Consider the following 17,839-nt stretch of genomic DNA (forward strand, 5'->3'; position numbering starts at 1 on the left):
CAGCATCCCCCAAAGTTCATCCACCCTGCCCCGGCCTGCGCCGTGTGACATCCCCAGCTATACGATCCAACCCTGCTAACGCTTCCTTCACGGAACGTCCAGCGATCTCAAGCTCCGGCTCCAGCTCGGCAAGGGGTTCCAGCACGAAGGCACGGTCAAAAAGATGACGATGGGGGAGCGTCAGAAGAGGATGGCACACGGTGCCATCCCCATGAAAAAGCAGGTCCACATCCACCGCCCGCTCGCCCCAGCGTCGCCCGGGCACACGGCCCAGCGACCGCTCGATCTCCTTGCAGAGACCCAGAACGGCCTGCGGGGGCAGGACCGTCCGCCCCAGGGCGGCGATATTCACGAAGGGAGGCTGATCTTCCACACCCCACGGAGCACTGTCGTAAAAAGAGGAAACCGCCTCTATCTCCAGCCCCGGCTGATGGCCCAGAGCCTCCACGGCAGCCCGCAGCACGGCCTCCCGCTCGCCCAGATTGGCCCCGAGCGAAAAACCGACCCGGTATTCCCGCTGCTGCGTCACCGTGACGGATACATCCTCCACCGCATGGGGCACAGGGGCTGAAGGCTTGCGCACCGTGACGGACACATCCTGCACGGCGGGGCAGTCCGCCAGCACGGCAGTGCCTATCCGCCCGGCCAGAGTTTCGATCAGCTTGCAGGGACCAGCCTGAAAGACCCGCTCGGCACTCTGGCAGAGCTGCCCGTAACAGACGGCCTGTGTATAATCATCCCCCGCAATCGCTACCGACAGGTCAGCCCGAACCTCCAGCGACACATAGAAACGCTGACCGAGACGGGTTTCTTCCTCATGTACGCCATGATGCCCGAACAGGCAGAGATCATGCACCCGCACATGGGTCAGGGACGGAATGATCACTCGACATCTCCCTTCACCATTCCATTCACGGCCAGCAGGGCGGTCATGTCCAGCATGTCCCTGTGTGCCTGCACGTCATGCACCCGCACCATGCAGGCCCCCTGCGTCGCCCCGTAAAGATTGACCGCCAGCGTCGCTGGCAGACGGTCATGCACTTCCCGCCCCAGCAGCCTGCCGAACATGGATTTGCGGGACACGCCCAGCAGCACGGGCAGGCCGTAATAGGCCTCCAGCCGCCGCATGTTCTGCACAGCCCAGAGATTCTGCATCACCGTCTTGCCGAACCCGACGCCGGGGTCCAGAAGGATGGTCTCACGGGCGATGCCTGCCCGGTCGGCCAGCTTCAGGGACCTGTCAAAGAAACGCCGCCAGTCATCCCAGAGATCAACGCTGGCATCAACCACCTCACGGTTGTGCATGATGGCCACCACGGCACCGGCGGAGGCCACGACGGAAGCCATGTCCGGGTCGGCCTGCAACCCCCACACGTCATTGACCATCTGCACGCCAGCCACCAGGGCCTTCCGGGCCACGGAGGCCTTCGTGGTATCGACGGACAGGACCGCCCCCTCCCGGGCCAGAGGCGTCAGGACCGGTTCCAGACGCCGCCATTCCTCTTCCGCATCCACGGGCGTGAAACCCGGCCTCGTGGATTCCGCACCGACATCCAGCAGGTCCGCCCCCTCGGCCAGAAGGGCATGGGCCTGCTTCAGGGCGGCCTCCGGCGTAAAGAACTGCCCGCCATCCGAGAAGGAATCCGGCGTGACATTGACGATCCCCATCAGCAGGGGCTGCCTCCATGAAGGGGAAGGACGTGCTGCCAGCCAGACGGCCATCTGCTCCGCAAGGGTCATCATCTCAGCCTTTCACCAGCAGGGGGAGGATCACCCCTTGCGGGCTGCCTCGAGAAACTGCTCCATCTGCTCCATGCCCAGCGCACCGGGTGCCACGGCAGCCTGACCGAACAGGAAGGTCGGCGTCCCCTGCACGCCCACACTCTGGGCCTGACCAAGGTTGGCTGTCAGCAGCCCCATGACGGCCTGCCCCTTCATGTCCTTCTCGAAGCGGGCCACGTCCAGCTTCAGGCTCTTTGCCACATCACGGAGATGCTCCATGCCGGGTTTGGCCGTCTCCTCCATCAGGCGGCGGCGCATGGCGTCATACTGCCCCTGGAAGGCCGCCGCATAGATGGCCTGTGCATCCAGCAGGCTGGCATCACCCAGAACGGGAATGACCTTCTCCACCAGCCGGACATCCGGGTGTCTGGCAAGGAACTGGTCCACCACCGGGGCCATGTGGCGGCAGTAGGTGCAGCGCGGGTCCAGAAATTCCACGACCGTGACCTGCCCCTGCGGGTTGCCGCGTACGGCGTAGGATGGCGCCGTGGAAAGAGCCTGCCAGTTGGCCCGCACGGCCGCCTTCACGTGAGCTTCCTGCTGGGAGCTGGCCTGCTGCTGGATGGACCGGATGGCATCGGACAGGATGCTCGGATCATTCTTCAGGGCCTCACGGACAATCTGCACGATCGCCGCCCGCTGCTTTGCGGTAAAAACCGCTTCATCCGCCGCATGGGACGTCCCCGCAAGGGACAGCCCCATGAGAGGGAGGCCAGCCAGCAGGGCCAGGGAAAATGACTTCACACGCTGTTTCATGGTCGTGCCCTCCATGGGGTTATGCAGCATTTCATGGGCGCTTGAGAAAGAGAGGGCCCCCCACCTGACCATGCAGGTAGAACCGCCCCGATGACCAGCCCTGTTAAACAGCAAACCGGTCTGTTTTTGAAGCCCCATCCCTTCATGAGGAACGATGATGCTGCTCCCCAGCCTACAGCCGAAGCATGTAAGACCCGTTAAAACCACCCCCTGCGGGGTTGCCCTCCCAATCCCGGCAGTTTAACGCTATCATACCTCAATCCGGGACCGCCATGATGGCAGACAGTCCCTGCAAACAGCCCTGATCGTGACCCGCAACACTGGAGAGCCGCCACCGTGGTAAAGCCTGACAGCCGGACCCCTCATCCCCCCTGCCTGTCTGACCGTCCCACTCCCCGGTGGGCGCGCGGGCTTGGTCTGCTGGCCTGCCTGAGCCTTCTGGGCAGCAGCCTTGTCGCCTGTTCTGGTGGCAGGAGCCTCAAGCATCATCTCTTCGGCCATACAGCCCCATCCGCCAGAGCCAACACAGGCATTGTGGTAGCTGATGAACCGCAGGCAGCACTGGTCGGCCGTGATGTCCTCGCCCGTGGGGGCAATGCCGCCGATGCTGCCACGGCAACGGCCTTCGCCCTGTCCGTCACACTCCCCTCCCGTGCCTCTCTGGGAGGTGGCGGGGCCTGCCTGGTTGCCCGCCCGGGCCAGCCCGCCGAGAGCATTTCCTTCCTGCCTGTTGACGGCACCGGCACGGGCGGAGACCGCCCCGCTGCCGTACCCATGATGGCCCGTGGACTGTTCCTGCTGAATCTCCGGTACGGGTCAGTCCAGCTGGGTGATACGATCGACCCGGCCATAACACTTGGCCAGCAGGGCATCACGGTCAGCCGCCAGCTGGCCAATGACATCGCCGCCGTGCAGGGGCCTCTCCTTTCCAACGAAGGAATGAAGGCCCTCTTCAGCCGGGGGGATTCCGGTGTGGCCATCCGGGAAGGGGACCAGCTGACCCAGCCCCGCCTGACGTCATTCCTCTCCCGCCTGAAACTGGTTGGGGTGGGAGACCTCTATACCGGTGCCCTGTCCGATGTTTTTGTCACACAGGCCAACAAGGCTGGTGCAGGCCTGACACGCGACGACCTGCGCCGCTCCCTGCCCGGACAGACATCTGCCCTGCATTTTACCAGCGGGCCGTATCGCCTCAGCTTCCTTGCGCCACCAGCTGATGGTGGACTGGGCAGTGCTGCAGCCTTCCGCCAGAACCTGCGGGCTGAAAATGTCATCAGCGCATGGCGCCGTTCCGGCCGGACAAGCCTCCAGGAAGGCCAGATATTCATGGCCTCTGGCCAGAGCGATGCCACCGGCCTGCCCCCTCTGCCGGCCTCCACCTCCTTTGTCGTACGGGATGGCCATGGCCTGAGCGTTGGCTGCGTGCTGACAGACAACAACCTGTTTGGCACGGGGCGTCTGGCCGGCAGTACGGGGGTTGTCCTCGCTGGAGCCCCGCATGACTACCCCCGCCCGCTCCTCAGCGCTGCCATACTGGAAGCCCCCCACAAACGGATGCAGGCCGTCCTTGCAGCCTCGGGGCAGAACGACGCCGCCCAGAGCGTTGCTGATGCCCTGCGGCAGCTCGCACAGGGGCAGGCCATTGCTCCCTCTACAGGGACAGGGCAGCTCAACAGCATCGTCTGCTCCGGTGATGACTGTGTCGGACGGGCCGCCCCCAACGGGAACGGTCTGACCGCCCACACCATCACCCACTGAACCAGCAGGGAACATCACTCTGGACAGATACGCCCCAAGGGCTTGTCCAGAGCCCTTCTGAACGCCATCTGATGGGGCAGGCACATGCCCCGCCACCACTCCCTGCCCCATCATCCGGGGCCTGTCAGTCACGAGGTCTTCATGTCAGCAGACAAGAACGCAGAAAGAAGCAAAGCGCTGGATGGCGCTCTCAGCCAGATCGAACGCTCCTTCGGCAAAGGGTCCATCATGCGGCTGGGCCAGCGGCCCAAGGAGCAGGTGGATGTCATTTCCACCGGGTCGCTGGGACTGGATATCGGGCTGGGCATCGGTGGGCTGCCACGGGGCCGCATCATCGAGATTTATGGCCCGGAGAGCTCCGGCAAGACCACGCTGGCTCTCCACGCCGTGGCTGAGGCGCAAAAAAAGGGCGGTACGGCTGCCTTCATTGATGCTGAACATGCGCTGGACCCCATTTATGCCCGCAAGCTGGGGGTGGACATCGACAATCTGCTGCTCAGCCAGCCAGATGCCGGGGAACAGGCTCTGGAAATTGCTGATACGCTCGTCCGCTCCGGGGCCATCGACATTCTGGTCGTGGACTCTGTCGCTGCCCTCGTGCCCAAGGCCGAGCTGGAAGGGGAAATGGGGGACAGCCATGTCGGCCTCCATGCCCGCCTGATGAGCCAGGCCCTGCGCAAGCTGACAGGCTCCGTTTCCCGCTCCAACACCACCATCATCTTCCTGAACCAGATCCGCATGAAGATTGGCGTGATGTTCGGCAATCCGGAAACCACGACAGGCGGCAACGCCCTGAAATTCTATTCCTCCATCCGCCTGGACATCCGCCGCATCGGCTCCGTGAAGGACAAGGACGAGGTCGTGGGCAACCAGACACGGGTGAAGGTCGTCAAGAACAAGATGGCCCCCCCTTTCCGGCAGGTGGAATTCGACATCATGTATGGCGAAGGCGTCAGCAAAATGGGCGAGCTGCTGGACCTTGGCGTAAAGGCCAATGTGGTGGAGAAATCTGGCGCCTGGTTCTCTTACGACAGCACCCGCATCGGCCAGGGCCGGGAAAATGCAAAGCAGTATCTGCGTGAGCATCCTGAAATGGCTGCGGAAATTGAAAAACGAGTCCGGCAGGATGCTGGCATCATCGCTGAAGACATGATGGTTGGTGAGTCGGCAGAGGATGATACGGATTCATCCAACGAGCTGCCGCTGGACAGCACCAGCACCGGCAACCGCCGCAAAAGCTGACGGAAGGTCCTTTTGTCCCCCAGCAGCGGGGGACAAAAGAACGCCTCATGCAAAAAGCCCCGCTCCAGCATATTGGAGCGGGGCTTTTTTCCATCCAGTCCCAAGAACTGGCACTACCCCTCAGGCAGCCTGATGGGCATCACCATCCTTCTGACCACGCAGGCGACGCCACAGCTTGACACCGCGCAGGGCCATGCGGGCCGCAAACGGTGCCATCTGCGGGCGCAGCAGGCGGGGGTCATACCCTGCAAAGCGGCGCTCGTTCTCCTTGAGGCACAGCTCCATCAGCTCAACAAAATCCACCTTCTTGTCCGTCATGCTCTGGGCACCGGTCACGGTGAAATTGTTGTCCTGCGTATGCTCCACACCATCATCATCAAAGCTGCGGACGAGGCTCAGACGCTCATAAAGCAGGAAGAACAGCACACCGATCACCCGCATCTCGAACCACGGACGGCGCCAGAGCGGCATGACGGCACGATGATAAGCCAGCCAGTTGGCAAACAGCAGGATGTGGCGACACTCCTCCTGCATGACAGGCTCGAATGTCTCGATCAGCTCCATCGGGAACAGGCCGGCCTTCTCGGCCAGAGAAAACAGACCGAAGGCGAAGAAGCTGTCCCAGCACTCGGAGAAACCCGTCACCAGATAGGCCCATTCCGTGTCCCGCGGCTCAATGTAAGGGTCTTCCGGGGCAAGCGGAATACCGTAATGCTCCACCATGCGGGCCAGAACCTCCTTGTGGCGGTTCTCTTCCCATGCATTACGGGCAATGGCGTCCTTCACATCCGGGTCGTCCAGCATGTCGGCATAGGCAGCCATGCGCAGGCGGGCCTTGCCTTCGGTCTGCACGGCGATATCCCAGATCGGCAGGGAGGTGATGCGGTGCAGCGTCTCCGGGTCCAGCTTCGGCCAGGGGATGACTGACGGCTTGTAGGGGTTGAACGTCTCCCGGAACATGTCGGCCATGGCCTTCTTGTGCTCCGGGGTACCCGGCTTCAGCGGCCCTTTGACCGGGCTGCTCCAGTGGCGGGCATCGTAGTCCACCTGCTCCAGCGTTTTTTCGGATGGGCTGTCCGGCAGATGGGAATAAATATCCGCCAGAGAGCTCTTCCCGTCCGCTTTATATGCATCGCTCACGATAAGGCTCCTTTCCTTGCTGGGACTCAGGCCTGTTCGAGATCGGCTGCCGAAGAAATGATGCGGCCAACAAGCCCGTACTCAACCGCCTCCTTCGCCGACATCCAGTAGTTGCGGTCCGTATCACGGGCCACTTTCTCGTAGGGCTGTCCCGTTTCACGCGCGAAAAGCCTGTTCAGACGTTCACGCATCTTGATGATCTCGCGGGCCTCGATATCAATATCGGTCGCCGGGCCCCGCACGCCGCCCATCGGCTGGTGCAGCAGGAACCGGGTATTGGGAAGACACAGACGCCGCTCCGGACGCCCCGCCGCAAAAATCAGCGCACCGGCAGACGCCACCCAGCCCGTACCGATGATGTTGACCGGAGCAACAGAATCCACAAAGCGGATCATGTCATGGATGGTATCGCCACTCTCCACGTGGCCGCCGGGAGAATTGACGTAAACATCAATCGGCCTGTCCGATTCCCCAGCCAGAGCCAGCAGCCTGCCCGTAATGTCACGGGCCATGCGGTCATTCACTCCACCGAAGATCAGCACCTTGCGCTGCTCGAAGAGGTGGCGCTCCACCTCCGGGGCCGGACCGGACTTTTTCTCGTCCTCCGGAGGCCCATCCGGCTCGTCCTCCATGCGGGGACGCACCGTGGCGGTGCCATGGCGGACATCCTCTCCAGAAGAGGCAGAAGCCCGCAGGCGGGCAACATCATGGGTGTGGCATTCATCATATGTCATCATGCCGCTATCCTGCCCCTGCTTGACCTCTCTGCCAAGCCTTAAAACGACGCTTTCTTGCAGCTTTTTCATCATTTCCCATGATCGAATCAGGACCCTTTTTCTCCCTTTCTTCCCCAGTAAGGAATTGCGTCCGAGGGAAGAGACACATATCCTGCCTCCCCACCCTTTCATTCCGGGGCTTTCCTGTTTTGGCCCTGCCCCTTCCGCCCTGTTGCACGCCGGACCATGACACCCAGCCTTTTCACCCGTTCTTTCCGTTCCATTTCCACCACCCTCACACGGGGTGCCGGCCTCTTCCAGTTCGGGCTCTGCCTGCTGGCCCTGCCTGCCTTCACCGCAGGCTGCCAGCACCGTGATGCCATCGACACCACACGGGACATCGCACACGACATCATGGGCGGGGAGATCAGACGGCTGCGCCCCCCCACGCCGGGTTATGACAGGCCCGCCCCCAACATCGCCCTCATCCCCACCACCCGGCCGGAATTCCCAAGTGCCGATGCCCGGGCGATGATCACGACTCGTCTGGAGCGGGATCGCAACTACTCCCAGCGCATTTCCGCTGCTGGCGGGGCCCTGCCCATCGGCATGATGAACCCGCCACCACCCCAGCCCCAGAATGGCGGTTCCATGACGCTGGAAAGCCAGAGCAACGGGCTTGCTGCCAGCCATCCGGCCATCATCCGTCAGGACAGGTCCACCGGCCCGGCAGGCAGTGGCTCCAGCCTGATCTACCAGCCCGTCACCCATGCGCTGCCCATCCACCTGCCGGACCCCGGCCAGCCGCCAAAGCCTCTGCTTTTCCCCGGCTTTTCACTCCCCAGCACGGTTCTGCCCGTCATACCGGATTTCGATACCGCCACACCGGTCGGGGCTCTGGTGCGTTTCCAGGCCGATACCGACCATCTGGATGGAGACCAGACAGACACGTTCAACCAGATCGTAGCCCAGCGACACCGTCATCTCCTGCTCATCCGGGGCTTCGGCACGACCCTGAGCGCCCAAAGCGGCCTTTCTCCTGATGAACAGACGCATGAAATCGGTCTGGCCCTGCTCCGGGCCCGGGCCGTTGCCCAGCGTCTGGCCAGCCTCGGCGTGCCGCATGACGACATGCGCCTGACAGGGGAGGCCATCGGCGATGGCGTGCGTGTCTCTTACGAAAAGAACATCAGGGCCGGAACTGCCCCCGCCCACTGAAGGCCGCAGGACCATAGAGGCACGAACCAGGTAAAAATTCCGTCTTTTCTGCTGGTCCCCCCTTGCCGGACTGACCAGCCTCATGAAACATGGGATGCCCGTTTCCCGGGAGCCAGCCCGGCTCCCTTCCATCTGACTGATTGAGTATCATGACCGAAGAGTTCCACAAGATCCGCCGCCTGCCGCCTTATGTCTTTGCCGAAGTCAACAAGGCCAAGGCCGCCGCGCGTGCCGCCGGAGAGGATATTGTGGACCTCGGCATGGGCAACCCGGACAGCCCGCCCCCCCAGCATGTCATCGACAAGCTGGCAGAAACGCTGCGCAATCCCCGTGTGCATGGCTACTCCGTCAGCCGTGGGATTCCCGGCCTCCGAAAAGCGCAGGCCGCCTATTACGAACGCCGCTTTGGCGTGAAGCTGGACCCGGAAACGGAAATCATCGCCACGCTCGGCTCCAAGGAAGGGCTGGCCAATCTGGCCTCCGCCATCACGAGCCCCGGCGATACCATTCTGGTCCCCAACCCGTCCTACCCCATCCACCAGTTCGGCTTCATCATTGCCGGGGCCTCTGTCCGCTCCGTTCCGGCCTCGCCAGATGATGCCATGCTGGAGGCCCTGTACCGGGCCGTGCGCCACTCTGTCCCCAAGCCGACGGCGCTCATCATCAATTTCCCCTCCAACCCGACGGCCTATCTCGCCTCGAAGGAGTTCTACAGGGAGATTGTCAAATTCACCCGGAGAGAAAACATCTGGGTCTTGTCCGATCTCGCCTATTCAGAGCTCTACTTCGGGGATGAGCCCCCGCCCTCCATTCTCTCCATTGAAGGGGCCAAGGACATTGCCGTGGAGTTCACCTCCATGTCCAAGACCTATTCCATGGCGGGGTGGCGAATCGGCTTTGCGGCTGGCAATCCCCGCCTCATCCAGGCGCTGACACGCATCAAGTCCTATCTGGATTATGGAGCGTTCACACCGGTGCAGGTTGCAGCCACCGCCGCCCTGAACGGTCCGCAGGATTATGTGGAGAACATGCGTCTGCTCTACAAGGACCGGCGTGACGTGCTCATACGTGGCCTCCATGCAGCAGGGTGGAATGTTCCGACACCGGAAGGCTCCATGTTCGCCTGGGCTCCGATTCCTCCCCAGTTCGCCCACATGGGCAGCGTGGAATTTTCCAAGCTCCTTCTGAAGGAAGCCAAGGTTGCCGTGGCGCCGGGGCTGGGCTTCGGGGAACACGGGGATGGCTTTGTCCGTATCGGGCTGGTGGAGAACAACCAGCGCCTCCGCCAGGCCACACGGTCCATCAAAAACTTCATGAACCAGCACAGCGCCCTCAAACCATAATGCCACACCCGGCCCTGCCTCCATGCAGGGCCACAGCCTGACAGGAAACCGCCTCTCATGACTTCCGTACATCGCAACACTGCCTCATCCTCCGTCACATCCCCGCTCCGGCTGGGCATTGCCGGCCTCGGGACAGTGGGTACGGGCGTCATCCGTCTGCTGCGTGAACATGCAGACCTGCTGCGCCACCGCACCGGCCGCAGCATCGAGGTCGTGGCCGTCAGCGCCCGTAACCGTACGCGGGACCGTGGGATCGACCTTTCCGGCCTCCACTGGCATGACGACCCCGTGGCTCTGGCCAATGACCCGAATGTGGACGTTGTTGTCGAACTGATGGGCGGGGCCGAAGGAACAGCCCACACGCTGGTGACAGAAGCCCTGAAGGCAGGCAAGGCCGTCGTGACGGCCAACAAGGCGCTGGTCGCCCGCCATGCAGAAGAGCTGGCCCATCTCAGCCACCAGCATGGAGCTCCTCTCCTGTTCGAGGCCGCCGTGGCAGGTGGCATCCCGGCCATCAAGGTAGTCCGGGAAGGTGTGGCGGCTGATGCCCTGACCCGTCTGGGCGGTATCCTCAATGGGACAAGCAACTTCATCCTCACCGAAATGGCCGAAACAGGCCGTGCCTTCGAGGATGTGCTGAAAGAGGCCCAGGACAAGGGTTATGCCGAGGCCGATCCCTCTGCCGACATTGATGGCTGGGACGCTGCCCACAAGCTGAGCATCCTGACAGCCATCGCCTTCCGCCCGATCGTTTTTGACAGTCTGGCTGTCAGCGGGATGCGGCGCATCACCACAGATGACATCCATCAGGCCCGCAAGCTGGGCTATGCCATCAAGATGCTGGGCGTGGCCCGACGCCTGCCGGAAGACCGTGTGGAAGCCTGGGTGCAGCCCTGCCTCATCCCGGCACGGTCCGGGCTGGCGCAGGTCAATGGCGTCTATAACGCCCTGACGACAGAAGGCCCCTTCAGTGGTCCCATCACCATCTCCGGGCAGGGTGCCGGGGAAGGCCCCACGGCCGATGCCGTCATGGCCGACGTGATCGACCTGGCCCGTGGTCATGGCCTGCCTCTCTGGGGCCGGGTGGATGAACAGGCTCCCATTCCCTGCGAACCGGTGGAGGGCCTGGTCAGCCGCTTCTATCTCCGCATCACGCTGGAGGGCTCCGTGGAGGCAGAAACGGCTCTGGAAGACATCCGCACCGTCCTCGGCAATGAAGATGTTGCCGTGGAGAAAGGACACCATCACACATCACAGAAGGGCGACGCACAGCTCATCCTGCTGACAGGGCCTGTCACGCTGGGCGGGATCAACCGCATCCTGCCCCTCCTTGAGGAAATGCCCCTGATAAAAGGCACTCCACTGGCCCTGAAAGTGGAAGACCTGCCATGACAGCCAAACAGCCCCATCACGTTCCCCATGAATATCGGGTCACGGGCCGCAATCTGGGGCTGGACCTGGCCCGTGTGACCGAGGCCGCCGCCATTGCCTCCGCCCGCTGGACCGGTCGTGGCAACAAGAATGCGGCAGATGGTGCCGCTGTTGAGGCCATGCGGAAAGCCTTTGATACGGTTGCCATCGATGGCACCGTCACCATTGGCGAGGGGGAAATGGATGAAGCCCCCATGCTGTATATCGGTGAAAAAGTGGGCTGTGGCGGACCGGAAATGGACATTGCCGTGGATCCACTGGAGGGCACCAATCTCTGCGCCCGCAGTCTGCCCAATGCCATCACGGTGGTGGCTCTGGCACAAAAAGGCTGCTTCCTCCATGCTCCTGACATCTACATGCAGAAAATTGCCGTAGGTCCCGGCCTGCCAGAAGGCGTGGTGGATATTGACGCCTCCATAGGCCAGAATCTTGCCAGCCTTGCGCAGGCAAAAAAATGTGATGTCAGCGATCTGGTCCTCTGTGCGCTGGAACGTGAGCGCCATGAGGAGCTCGTTGCCAAGGCACGGGAAGCCGGTGCCCGTGTCCGCCTGCTCAGCGATGGTGACGTGGCCGCCGTGATTGCCACCTGCCTGCCTGGCAGTGGCGTGGACATCTACGCCGGTAGCGGAGGCGCACCGGAAGGCGTTCTGGCCGCTGCCGCCATACGCTGCATGAACGGACAGATGCAGGGCCGTCTGCTCTTCGAGAATGAAGCGCAGATTACCCGCACCCGCCGCATGATCCGCCCCGACCTCGACCCCACACAGGCCCTCAGCCTGACAGACATGGCGGCCGGACCGGTCTTCTTCTGCGCTACGGGCGTGACAGCAGGCGACCTGCTACGGGGCATTGAATATCCCTCCGACAATTACATCCGTACCCATTCCGTCATGATGCGCTCAGAAAGCGGTACAATCCGTTACATGGAGACTTACCACCATTTCGACCCCCACAAGGTTTGAGCCACTCCTCCGCCCTTATGCTCCAGACGACGTCCCAGCCAGAACCTGATACCCGGGTCACTCCCGCCCTTGTCCTGAATGTCCAGCGCAGTGCGGGGCTGCGCCGCTGGGTCTGGCGGCATCCTGTCCTAGCTGAAACGGACAACCGGCTTGCGCTGGCCCTCGCCCAGAAGATGGACGTCTCCGAACTGGCTGCCCGCATTCTGGCCGGGCGGGGCATTTCGGCTGAAATGGTGGAATCCTATCTGCGGCCCCGCCTGCGTGATGCCTTGCCCAACCCCTCCATCCTGCGGGACATGGATGCCACAGCCCTGCGGCTGGCAGCTGCCGTACAGGCTCGGGCAACCATAGGCATTCTGGGCGATTATGACGTGGATGGGGCCTGTGGTACGGCGCTGCTCAGCTCCACACTCACGGCTCTGGGCTGCCATGTCGTCACCCACATCCCCGACCGGCTGGCTGAAGGGTATGGCCCCAATATTCCGGCGCTACAATCCCTGCTGGATCAAGGCGCCAGCCTGCTTGTCTGCGTGGACTGCGGCACAGCGGCCATTGATGTTCTGGACCATTTTGAAGGGCAGGCCGACCGGATCGTTCTGGATCATCACAAACCGGATGGACGGCGCCTGCCCAAAGGGCTGGTCGTGAATCCGAACCGGCTGGACTGCGAGTCCGGTCTGGGCCATCTCTGCGCCACGGCCGTTGCCTTCCTGACAGTCGTGGCCCTCCAGCGCACCCTGCGCCAGCAGGGATGGTTTGAAACCCATCACGCCCCAGACCCCATGGCCCTGCTGGACCTCACTGCTCTGGCCACCATCTGCGATGTCATGCCGTTGCAGGGCCTCAACCGTGCTCTTGTGGCACAGGGGCTGAAGGTCATGAACCGCCGTGAACGGATCGGGCTGGCCGCCCTGGCCAATGTGGCCGGGGTCAAGGCCAATGCCAGCGCCATGAGCTGCGGCTTCGCCCTTGGGCCGCGCATCAATGCTGGTGGACGCATTGCCAGGGCTGACCAGGGCCTGCGGCTGCTCCTCAGCCAGTCCGAGCATGAAGCACAGGCCATTGCTGAAGAACTGGATGACATCAACCGCAAACGCCAGACCGTGGAAAGCCACATTCTGGATGCCGCTGTCGAGCAGGCCCGGGAACAGGTTGAGGCCGGTCATGCGGTCATTTTCCTGCATGGTGATGACTGGCACCCCGGTGTGGTTGGCATCGTGGCCGGGCGGCTGAAGGAACGATTCAACCGTCCTGCTCTGGTCGGTGCCCTGAAGGATGGTGTGGTGAAAGGCTCTGCCCGTTCCGTCACGGGTCTGGATATCGGAGCAGCCATCATCCAGGCCCATCAGTCCGGCCTGCTCCTGACGGGGGGAGGACACGCCATGGCGGCAGGATTCTCCGTAAAAGAAGAAAACTGCGCCGCCCTCCATGCCCGACTGGATGAAGCCCTTGATGAGGCCCGTCACCTCCCCCCCCAGGATGACCTGCTGCTGGATGGTGTCGTCACCATCAGGGGGGCTACCCCCACACTGGCCCAACAGATCGCCCTGCTGGCCCCCTTTGGGCCGGGCAATGAGGAACCCCTGCTGGCCATACGGGATGTCCGCTGCGTGAAGGCCGATCGGATCGGGCAGGATGGCAACACACTGCGTGTCATTCTTCAGGATGCTGATGGCTACAGCCGGATCAAGGGGCTGGTCTTTCGGGCTGGGGACAAACACTTCACCGATCTTCTGGAAGATCGCAGCCGCCCCCTGCTGCATGTAGCCGGGCAGCTGCGTCTGGAAACATGGCAGGAACGGGAAAATCTTACTTTTTTCATTTTTGATGCCGCACGGGCTTGACGCCACCCCCGTTCCTGCCTATTAACCGCCTCACGCCTTTAGTCCCGTTCGTCTAGAGGCCTAGGACACCGCCCTTTCACGGCGGCAACACGGGTTCGAATCCCGTACGGGACGCCAGCTACTTTACCGCAGTTTACTGCGGGTCTTGGCTGATTACAGACACTTTCCTGATTTCCAATTAGTTGGACTTTGAGCCAAACCGGTTTCCGTCACTCAGGGATGGCTCAGTGATATCAGGGATTCTCGTGAGCGAATCACAAAAGACGAATATCGACCCCACTACGGGCAGAGCGCTGCCAAAAGGTGTCTGGTATCGTGGCCCCAGCCAGTACCAAGCCCGGAAAATGGTGGACGGCAAACGTATCCGCAAAACATTCGCCTCAGCCGCTTTGGCTCGACGCTGGCTCAATGAAAAACGGGCCGAGATCGATCTGGGCCAGTTTCGTGATACCTCTGCCATTGACCGCATCCCGATCCGTCAGTTGATCGAGCGCTATCGGGATGAGTGCATGGCCCACAGGGAGAATGACCGCATCGGTCATATCCCTGCCCTCCTTGATAATCCTGTGGCATCCTGCATGGCAGGCAAATGGAAACCTGCTGACGTACGTGGATTTCGTAACCGGATGATTGAGACGGGCTTTGCAAAAGGCACGGTCGTCAAACGCCTCAACCTGCTCGCGAGCATCATTCGCCACGCAGTGTCCGAGTGGGATATCCACATGGACAACAATGCCTCTGCCAAAATCGTCAAACGCCCGGAAGGCGCGGATAAAAAACGCAATCGCCGCCTGATCGGGAAAGAATATGACCTAATCCTGGAAGCCATGTCCAAGACGGAATATCCCGATGATGTCCTGATTGTGCGCTTTGCAATTGAACAGGGCACGCGGCGGGGAGAGGCCATGGCTTTGCGCTGGCGTGATATTGACATGAAGCGCAACCTGCTCAGCCTGCTGCAAACGAAGAACATGCGAACTGCCAAGGTACAGGGGCCGGAAATCCGTCCCCTCATGCCCGGTGCAAAATCGATCCTGCTGGAAAAGCTGGCGATGCGGTCATCCGTTCCTGATCCTGAGGCGCATGTATTTGGTGTGGGATCAGAAGACTCGTTTTCCCTTCGGTTCGGACGACAGATAAAAAAATTCGGAGTTCATGACCTGACATTCCATGACCTCCGCCATGAAGCGACATCCCGCCTCGCAAAACTGTTTCCCAACCCAATGGACCTCAAGCGGATCACGGGCCATCGCGACTTGAAATCATTGGATCGGTATTACCAGCCTGACCTTTCCGATCTGGCTGATCGAGCCGCAAAACAAACCCGCTAAAAAAGGGATATGAAAGCTGTGCTTGCATGGCTTTCATATTTCAATGTCCGAAATCCCGTTCTTTGGTTTCCTTGACCGTTTAGGCGACGGTTGCGGGGCTGGACTGGTAGATATTCATTCCCCGTAATCTGGTTTTTGTGCCCTAGTGACGCCTTGCCGCTTCATTTCCCGTATAGCGGCGGATGGGTCTTTCAGCGCCATTTCCATAAGGCGGCTGTCGGGAACGTCATGAAGCCTGTTTTGAAGCTGGCGAAGATCAGTCCTGAAAGCCTCATACGCCTGGACATCGGGATGCCGTTCCCATTCCCGATGCTTCTTGCGTTCCTGCCTCTGTATGGCTTGCGCCACTTACGTCATCGCCGCTGGCAGGCCTTTACGGATGACGGTAGCGGCATTCATATCATGAGCGTCAAAGCCCAACGCCTTCAGCGCTGCATCCAACTGCCGCCGGCGTAGAATCCGCCATGGGTTCAGGAAGCCCCACTCATCCGCCTTCTGGTATGCCGTGTATGCGCCGGTGATTTTAGACTCGCATTCCGCTGCAATCTCATCGATGGCCCTGATCTGTGGTGCTGGTGGCAGGACCGCCTGCTTCGATGCCAACAGTCCATCAATCATACGGCAGAAATCCCTGTAAAATTTCTTCTGCTCGGCCAGCTGCTGGGTGATCGCATCTGCCTGCGCCTTTGCACGTTCCGCCGTCGCAATTTCCGCACGCCGGAATTCCTCTGACTTGCCTTGCAGGTTCAGAGTCATGGTGGAGATGATCTGCTCACGGACCGGGTCGAGCCAGTGCCCTTTTGATGGTGGGGTAACCGGGGTGGTTGTTCCCTGCCTGCCAAACGTTTCAGCCTGATTGCTTCCCGATGATGATCGCGTCACCTTCGCAGGCAGTTGTTTCCCGGAAGATGGGCCGGATGCTTCTGGAGTGATGCCATCGGGCAACATACGCCATGCCAGTTCCGCTTTTTTTATTCCCAGTAGCCTGCACAGGGAACCCAGCATCCGGCCTTCACCGTCCGTCAGGATGATGAAGGCCGGTTTTCGTATCCCCGGCCCGATGCGCCATCCCCGCTCCTCGATGGCGGTGCGAAAGGCTTTCCAGCCATCTGTCCGGGACCAGAGTGTCCGGACTTCCTGCCGGATCGCAGCCCTGTTCACACCGAGTCGTTTGCCGGTTTCCTTGGCCGTCGCGGTATAGGCATGTCCATCCAGACCGCCTTGGGCCAAACCAGCCAGACGGTCCCGGATCGTCGGGTCGGTAATGGCTTGCAGAACGGCCCGGTTATGTCGTCCTTTCAGCAGGCGCAGGCCGTTCTTCACCTCGAAAATGCGTTCGATTTTTTCCTGTCGCGCATAGCTGTGCGACATGTCCATGACACGACCATTCTCCGGATTCACCATTTGCACCAGAAGATAAAAATGCTGGTTCCAGCTTTCCCCATCATGGCAGCTTTTCTGATGGCGGACACACAGCTTCACATCGTCACGTGAAAAGCCGAATTCCTCGCCAATCATCGCAATGGCATCCCGAACCTGCCGTGGGTCCAGTTTTTCCTGACTGGCAAGGATGAAGTGGGCCACCGCGTTCTTCCGGCCAAAATCACGGGCGTCATCGAACGCCATTCTTACATCCGCCCGTGATCCCCGAATCGTGTAGATGACCTCATTTTCATCGGGCTTGTCCAGAAGGTGGCGGACAATTTGAGTCATGCTGCGTGCGGTCGCCCGGATGCGCGTTGACTTGACGATCATGTCAACGGACCTTCCGGAGCACCTTTGTCACCCGGAGCGCCGTGGCCCTGACTTCATCCGCAGCCTCCTGAAGCCCTGTTACCGCCACCCCTGCGTTCACCCGTCGGGCCAACTGGTTCAGGTTATTGCCAAGTGCTGCCAACTGGTTGCGGATATCCAGCATATCGGCATGAAGATGGGGGCCACCATTCGCCATGGCGTCAAGGGCGACAGCACGGAACCAGCGGGACATGTTCCCACCGCTGGCGGCAGCAATCTGCTCATGCTCCTGTCGCGTCAGGCGGATATGGGCGTTATATGTTTTTCGGGTGCTGGTCATTGTCATCACTCCCCATGATGACAGCCCATCATACCACCTTTCGGTGCATGATTCCGAAAACGGGAAACAGGCTGGGATTGGGATAGAGCCAGGCATCGGGAATGGAGCACATTTCGCTGCGCTCCCTGTCCTCATTCCCTGCCTGACAAGGGGGAGTGACCTCCCCCGTTGACCCCCTCCCTTACCGGGCCAGCATAATTTTATGCCATGTTTCCAGAGAGCGTAACCTGACGATCAGATGA

General features: G+C 61.3%; 15 protein-coding genes and 1 tRNA gene. 9 read left to right on the forward strand and 7 right to left on the reverse strand.

Annotated elements, in window-relative coordinates; translation table 11 throughout:
- Window positions 1-16: 16 nt before the first annotated feature.
- The 3 genes from folK to CO583_RS05265 are packed head-to-tail and all read right to left on the reverse strand — an operon-like array spanning window position 17 to window position 2,538.
- A complete protein-coding gene (folK, locus tag CO583_RS05255; RefSeq protein ID WP_103765738.1) occupies window positions 17-886 on the reverse strand; it encodes a 2-amino-4-hydroxy-6-hydroxymethyldihydropteridine diphosphokinase in 870 nt (289 codons plus the stop codon).
- Window positions 883-1,743: a dihydropteroate synthase gene (folP, locus tag CO583_RS05260; RefSeq protein WP_248630815.1), complete on the reverse strand. Its 861-nt coding sequence runs from the start codon at window positions 1,741-1,743 to the stop codon at window positions 883-885. The genes folK and folP overlap by 4 nt, the downstream gene beginning before the upstream one ends.
- Window positions 1,744-1,770: 27 nt before the next feature.
- Window positions 1,771-2,538 carry a DsbA family protein gene (locus CO583_RS05265; protein WP_052349239.1) on the reverse strand — a complete coding sequence of 256 codons (768 nt, stop codon included), beginning with the start codon at window positions 2,536-2,538 and terminating at the stop codon, window positions 1,771-1,773.
- 336 nt (window positions 2,539-2,874) lie between these two features.
- Between CO583_RS05265 and CO583_RS05270 the strand changes: the two genes are divergently transcribed.
- Together CO583_RS05270 and recA are read left to right on the forward strand one after the other, a co-directional pair.
- The gene (locus CO583_RS05270; protein ID WP_248630814.1) at window positions 2,875-4,296 is read left to right on the forward strand and encodes a gamma-glutamyltransferase; all 1,422 of its coding nucleotides are present in this window, start codon (window positions 2,875-2,877) and stop codon (window positions 4,294-4,296) included.
- Window positions 4,297-4,437: 141 nt separating this feature from the next.
- Window positions 4,438-5,538 (forward strand): recombinase RecA, encoded by a 1,101-nt coding sequence (recA, locus tag CO583_RS05275; RefSeq protein ID WP_052349241.1) that lies wholly within the window; start codon window positions 4,438-4,440, stop codon window positions 5,536-5,538.
- A 120-nt stretch (window positions 5,539-5,658) separates the two neighbouring features.
- Here recA and CO583_RS05280 read toward each other — a convergent pair whose 3' ends face one another.
- Window positions 5,659-6,678, reverse strand: coding sequence for a hypothetical protein (locus tag CO583_RS05280; protein WP_081562520.1), 1,020 nt, complete (start codon window positions 6,676-6,678; stop codon window positions 5,659-5,661).
- A gap of 26 nt (window positions 6,679-6,704) precedes the next feature.
- Window positions 6,705-7,310: an ATP-dependent Clp protease proteolytic subunit gene (locus CO583_RS05285; protein WP_181005240.1), complete on the reverse strand. Its 606-nt coding sequence runs from the start codon at window positions 7,308-7,310 to the stop codon at window positions 6,705-6,707.
- 330 nt (window positions 7,311-7,640) lie between these two features.
- Here CO583_RS05285 and CO583_RS05290 point away from each other — a divergent pair, with 330 nt between their 5' ends.
- From CO583_RS05290 to CO583_RS05320, 7 genes are all read left to right on the forward strand, one after another.
- On the forward strand, window positions 7,641-8,612 hold the full coding sequence (locus CO583_RS05290) for a hypothetical protein (RefSeq protein WP_154980894.1): 972 nt from the start codon (window positions 7,641-7,643) through the stop codon (window positions 8,610-8,612).
- Window positions 8,613-8,761: 149 nt separating this feature from the next.
- Entirely contained in the window at window positions 8,762-9,955 is a 1,194-nt protein-coding gene (locus CO583_RS05295) for an LL-diaminopimelate aminotransferase (protein ID WP_249103207.1), read from the forward strand.
- Window positions 9,956-10,012: 57 nt separating this feature from the next.
- Window positions 10,013-11,347: a homoserine dehydrogenase gene (locus CO583_RS05300; protein ID WP_248630812.1), complete on the forward strand. Its 1,335-nt coding sequence runs from the start codon at window positions 10,013-10,015 to the stop codon at window positions 11,345-11,347.
- Complete coding sequence (gene glpX, locus CO583_RS05305) at window positions 11,344-12,348, forward strand: class II fructose-bisphosphatase (protein ID WP_249086111.1); 1,005 nt, start codon at window positions 11,344-11,346, stop codon at window positions 12,346-12,348. The genes CO583_RS05300 and glpX overlap by 4 nt, the downstream gene beginning before the upstream one ends.
- A 17-nt stretch (window positions 12,349-12,365) precedes the next feature.
- Window positions 12,366-14,192: a single-stranded-DNA-specific exonuclease RecJ gene (gene recJ, locus CO583_RS05310; RefSeq protein WP_249103234.1), complete on the forward strand. Its 1,827-nt coding sequence runs from the start codon at window positions 12,366-12,368 to the stop codon at window positions 14,190-14,192.
- A 41-nt stretch (window positions 14,193-14,233) separates the two neighbouring features.
- A tRNA-Glu gene (locus CO583_RS05315) sits at window positions 14,234-14,309 on the forward strand.
- A 128-nt stretch (window positions 14,310-14,437) separates the two neighbouring features.
- Window positions 14,438-15,523 carry a site-specific integrase gene (locus CO583_RS05320; RefSeq protein WP_248630810.1) on the forward strand — a complete coding sequence of 362 codons (1,086 nt, stop codon included), beginning with the start codon at window positions 14,438-14,440 and terminating at the stop codon, window positions 15,521-15,523.
- Window positions 15,524-15,871: 348 nt separating this feature from the next.
- Here CO583_RS05320 and CO583_RS05325 read toward each other — a convergent pair whose 3' ends face one another.
- Complete coding sequence (locus CO583_RS05325; RefSeq protein WP_248630809.1) at window positions 15,872-17,278, reverse strand: relaxase/mobilization nuclease domain-containing protein; 1,407 nt, start codon at window positions 17,276-17,278, stop codon at window positions 15,872-15,874.
- Between the two features lies 1 nt (window position 17,279).
- On the reverse strand, window positions 17,280-17,597 hold the full coding sequence (locus CO583_RS05330) for a plasmid mobilization protein (protein WP_248630808.1): 318 nt from the start codon (window positions 17,595-17,597) through the stop codon (window positions 17,280-17,282).
- Window positions 17,598-17,839 lie beyond the last annotated feature (242 nt).

Origin of the sequence: Parasaccharibacter sp. TMW2.1882, assembly GCF_023337635.1 — a bacterium.
GTDB lineage: Bacteria > Pseudomonadota > Alphaproteobacteria > Acetobacterales > Acetobacteraceae > Bombella > Bombella apis.

Bases quoted from the DNA above. Each gene is read 5' to 3' on its own strand.
- folP (WP_248630815.1), bottom strand. From the start codon at position 1,743: ATGATGACCCTTGCGGAGCAGATGGCCGTCTGGCTGGCAGCACGTCCT.
- CO583_RS05265 (WP_052349239.1), bottom strand. From the start codon at position 2,538: ATGAAACAGCGTGTGAAGTCATTTTCCCTGGCCCTGCTGGCTGGCCTC.
- recA (WP_052349241.1), top strand. From the start codon at position 4,438: ATGTCAGCAGACAAGAACGCAGAAAGAAGCAAAGCGCTGGATGGCGCT.
- CO583_RS05285 (WP_181005240.1), bottom strand. From the start codon at position 7,310: ATGGAGGACGAGCCGGATGGGCCTCCGGAGGACGAGAAAAAGTCCGGT.
- CO583_RS05290 (WP_154980894.1), top strand. From the start codon at position 7,641: ATGACACCCAGCCTTTTCACCCGTTCTTTCCGTTCCATTTCCACCACC.
- CO583_RS05295 (WP_249103207.1), top strand. From the start codon at position 8,762: ATGACCGAAGAGTTCCACAAGATCCGCCGCCTGCCGCCTTATGTCTTT.
- CO583_RS05300 (WP_248630812.1), top strand. From the start codon at position 10,013: ATGACTTCCGTACATCGCAACACTGCCTCATCCTCCGTCACATCCCCG.
- glpX (WP_249086111.1), top strand. From the start codon at position 11,344: ATGACAGCCAAACAGCCCCATCACGTTCCCCATGAATATCGGGTCACG.
- recJ (WP_249103234.1), top strand. From the start codon at position 12,366: ATGCTCCAGACGACGTCCCAGCCAGAACCTGATACCCGGGTCACTCCC.
- CO583_RS05325 (WP_248630809.1), bottom strand. From the start codon at position 17,278: ATGATCGTCAAGTCAACGCGCATCCGGGCGACCGCACGCAGCATGACT.
- CO583_RS05330 (WP_248630808.1), bottom strand. From the start codon at position 17,597: ATGACCAGCACCCGAAAAACATATAACGCCCATATCCGCCTGACGCGA.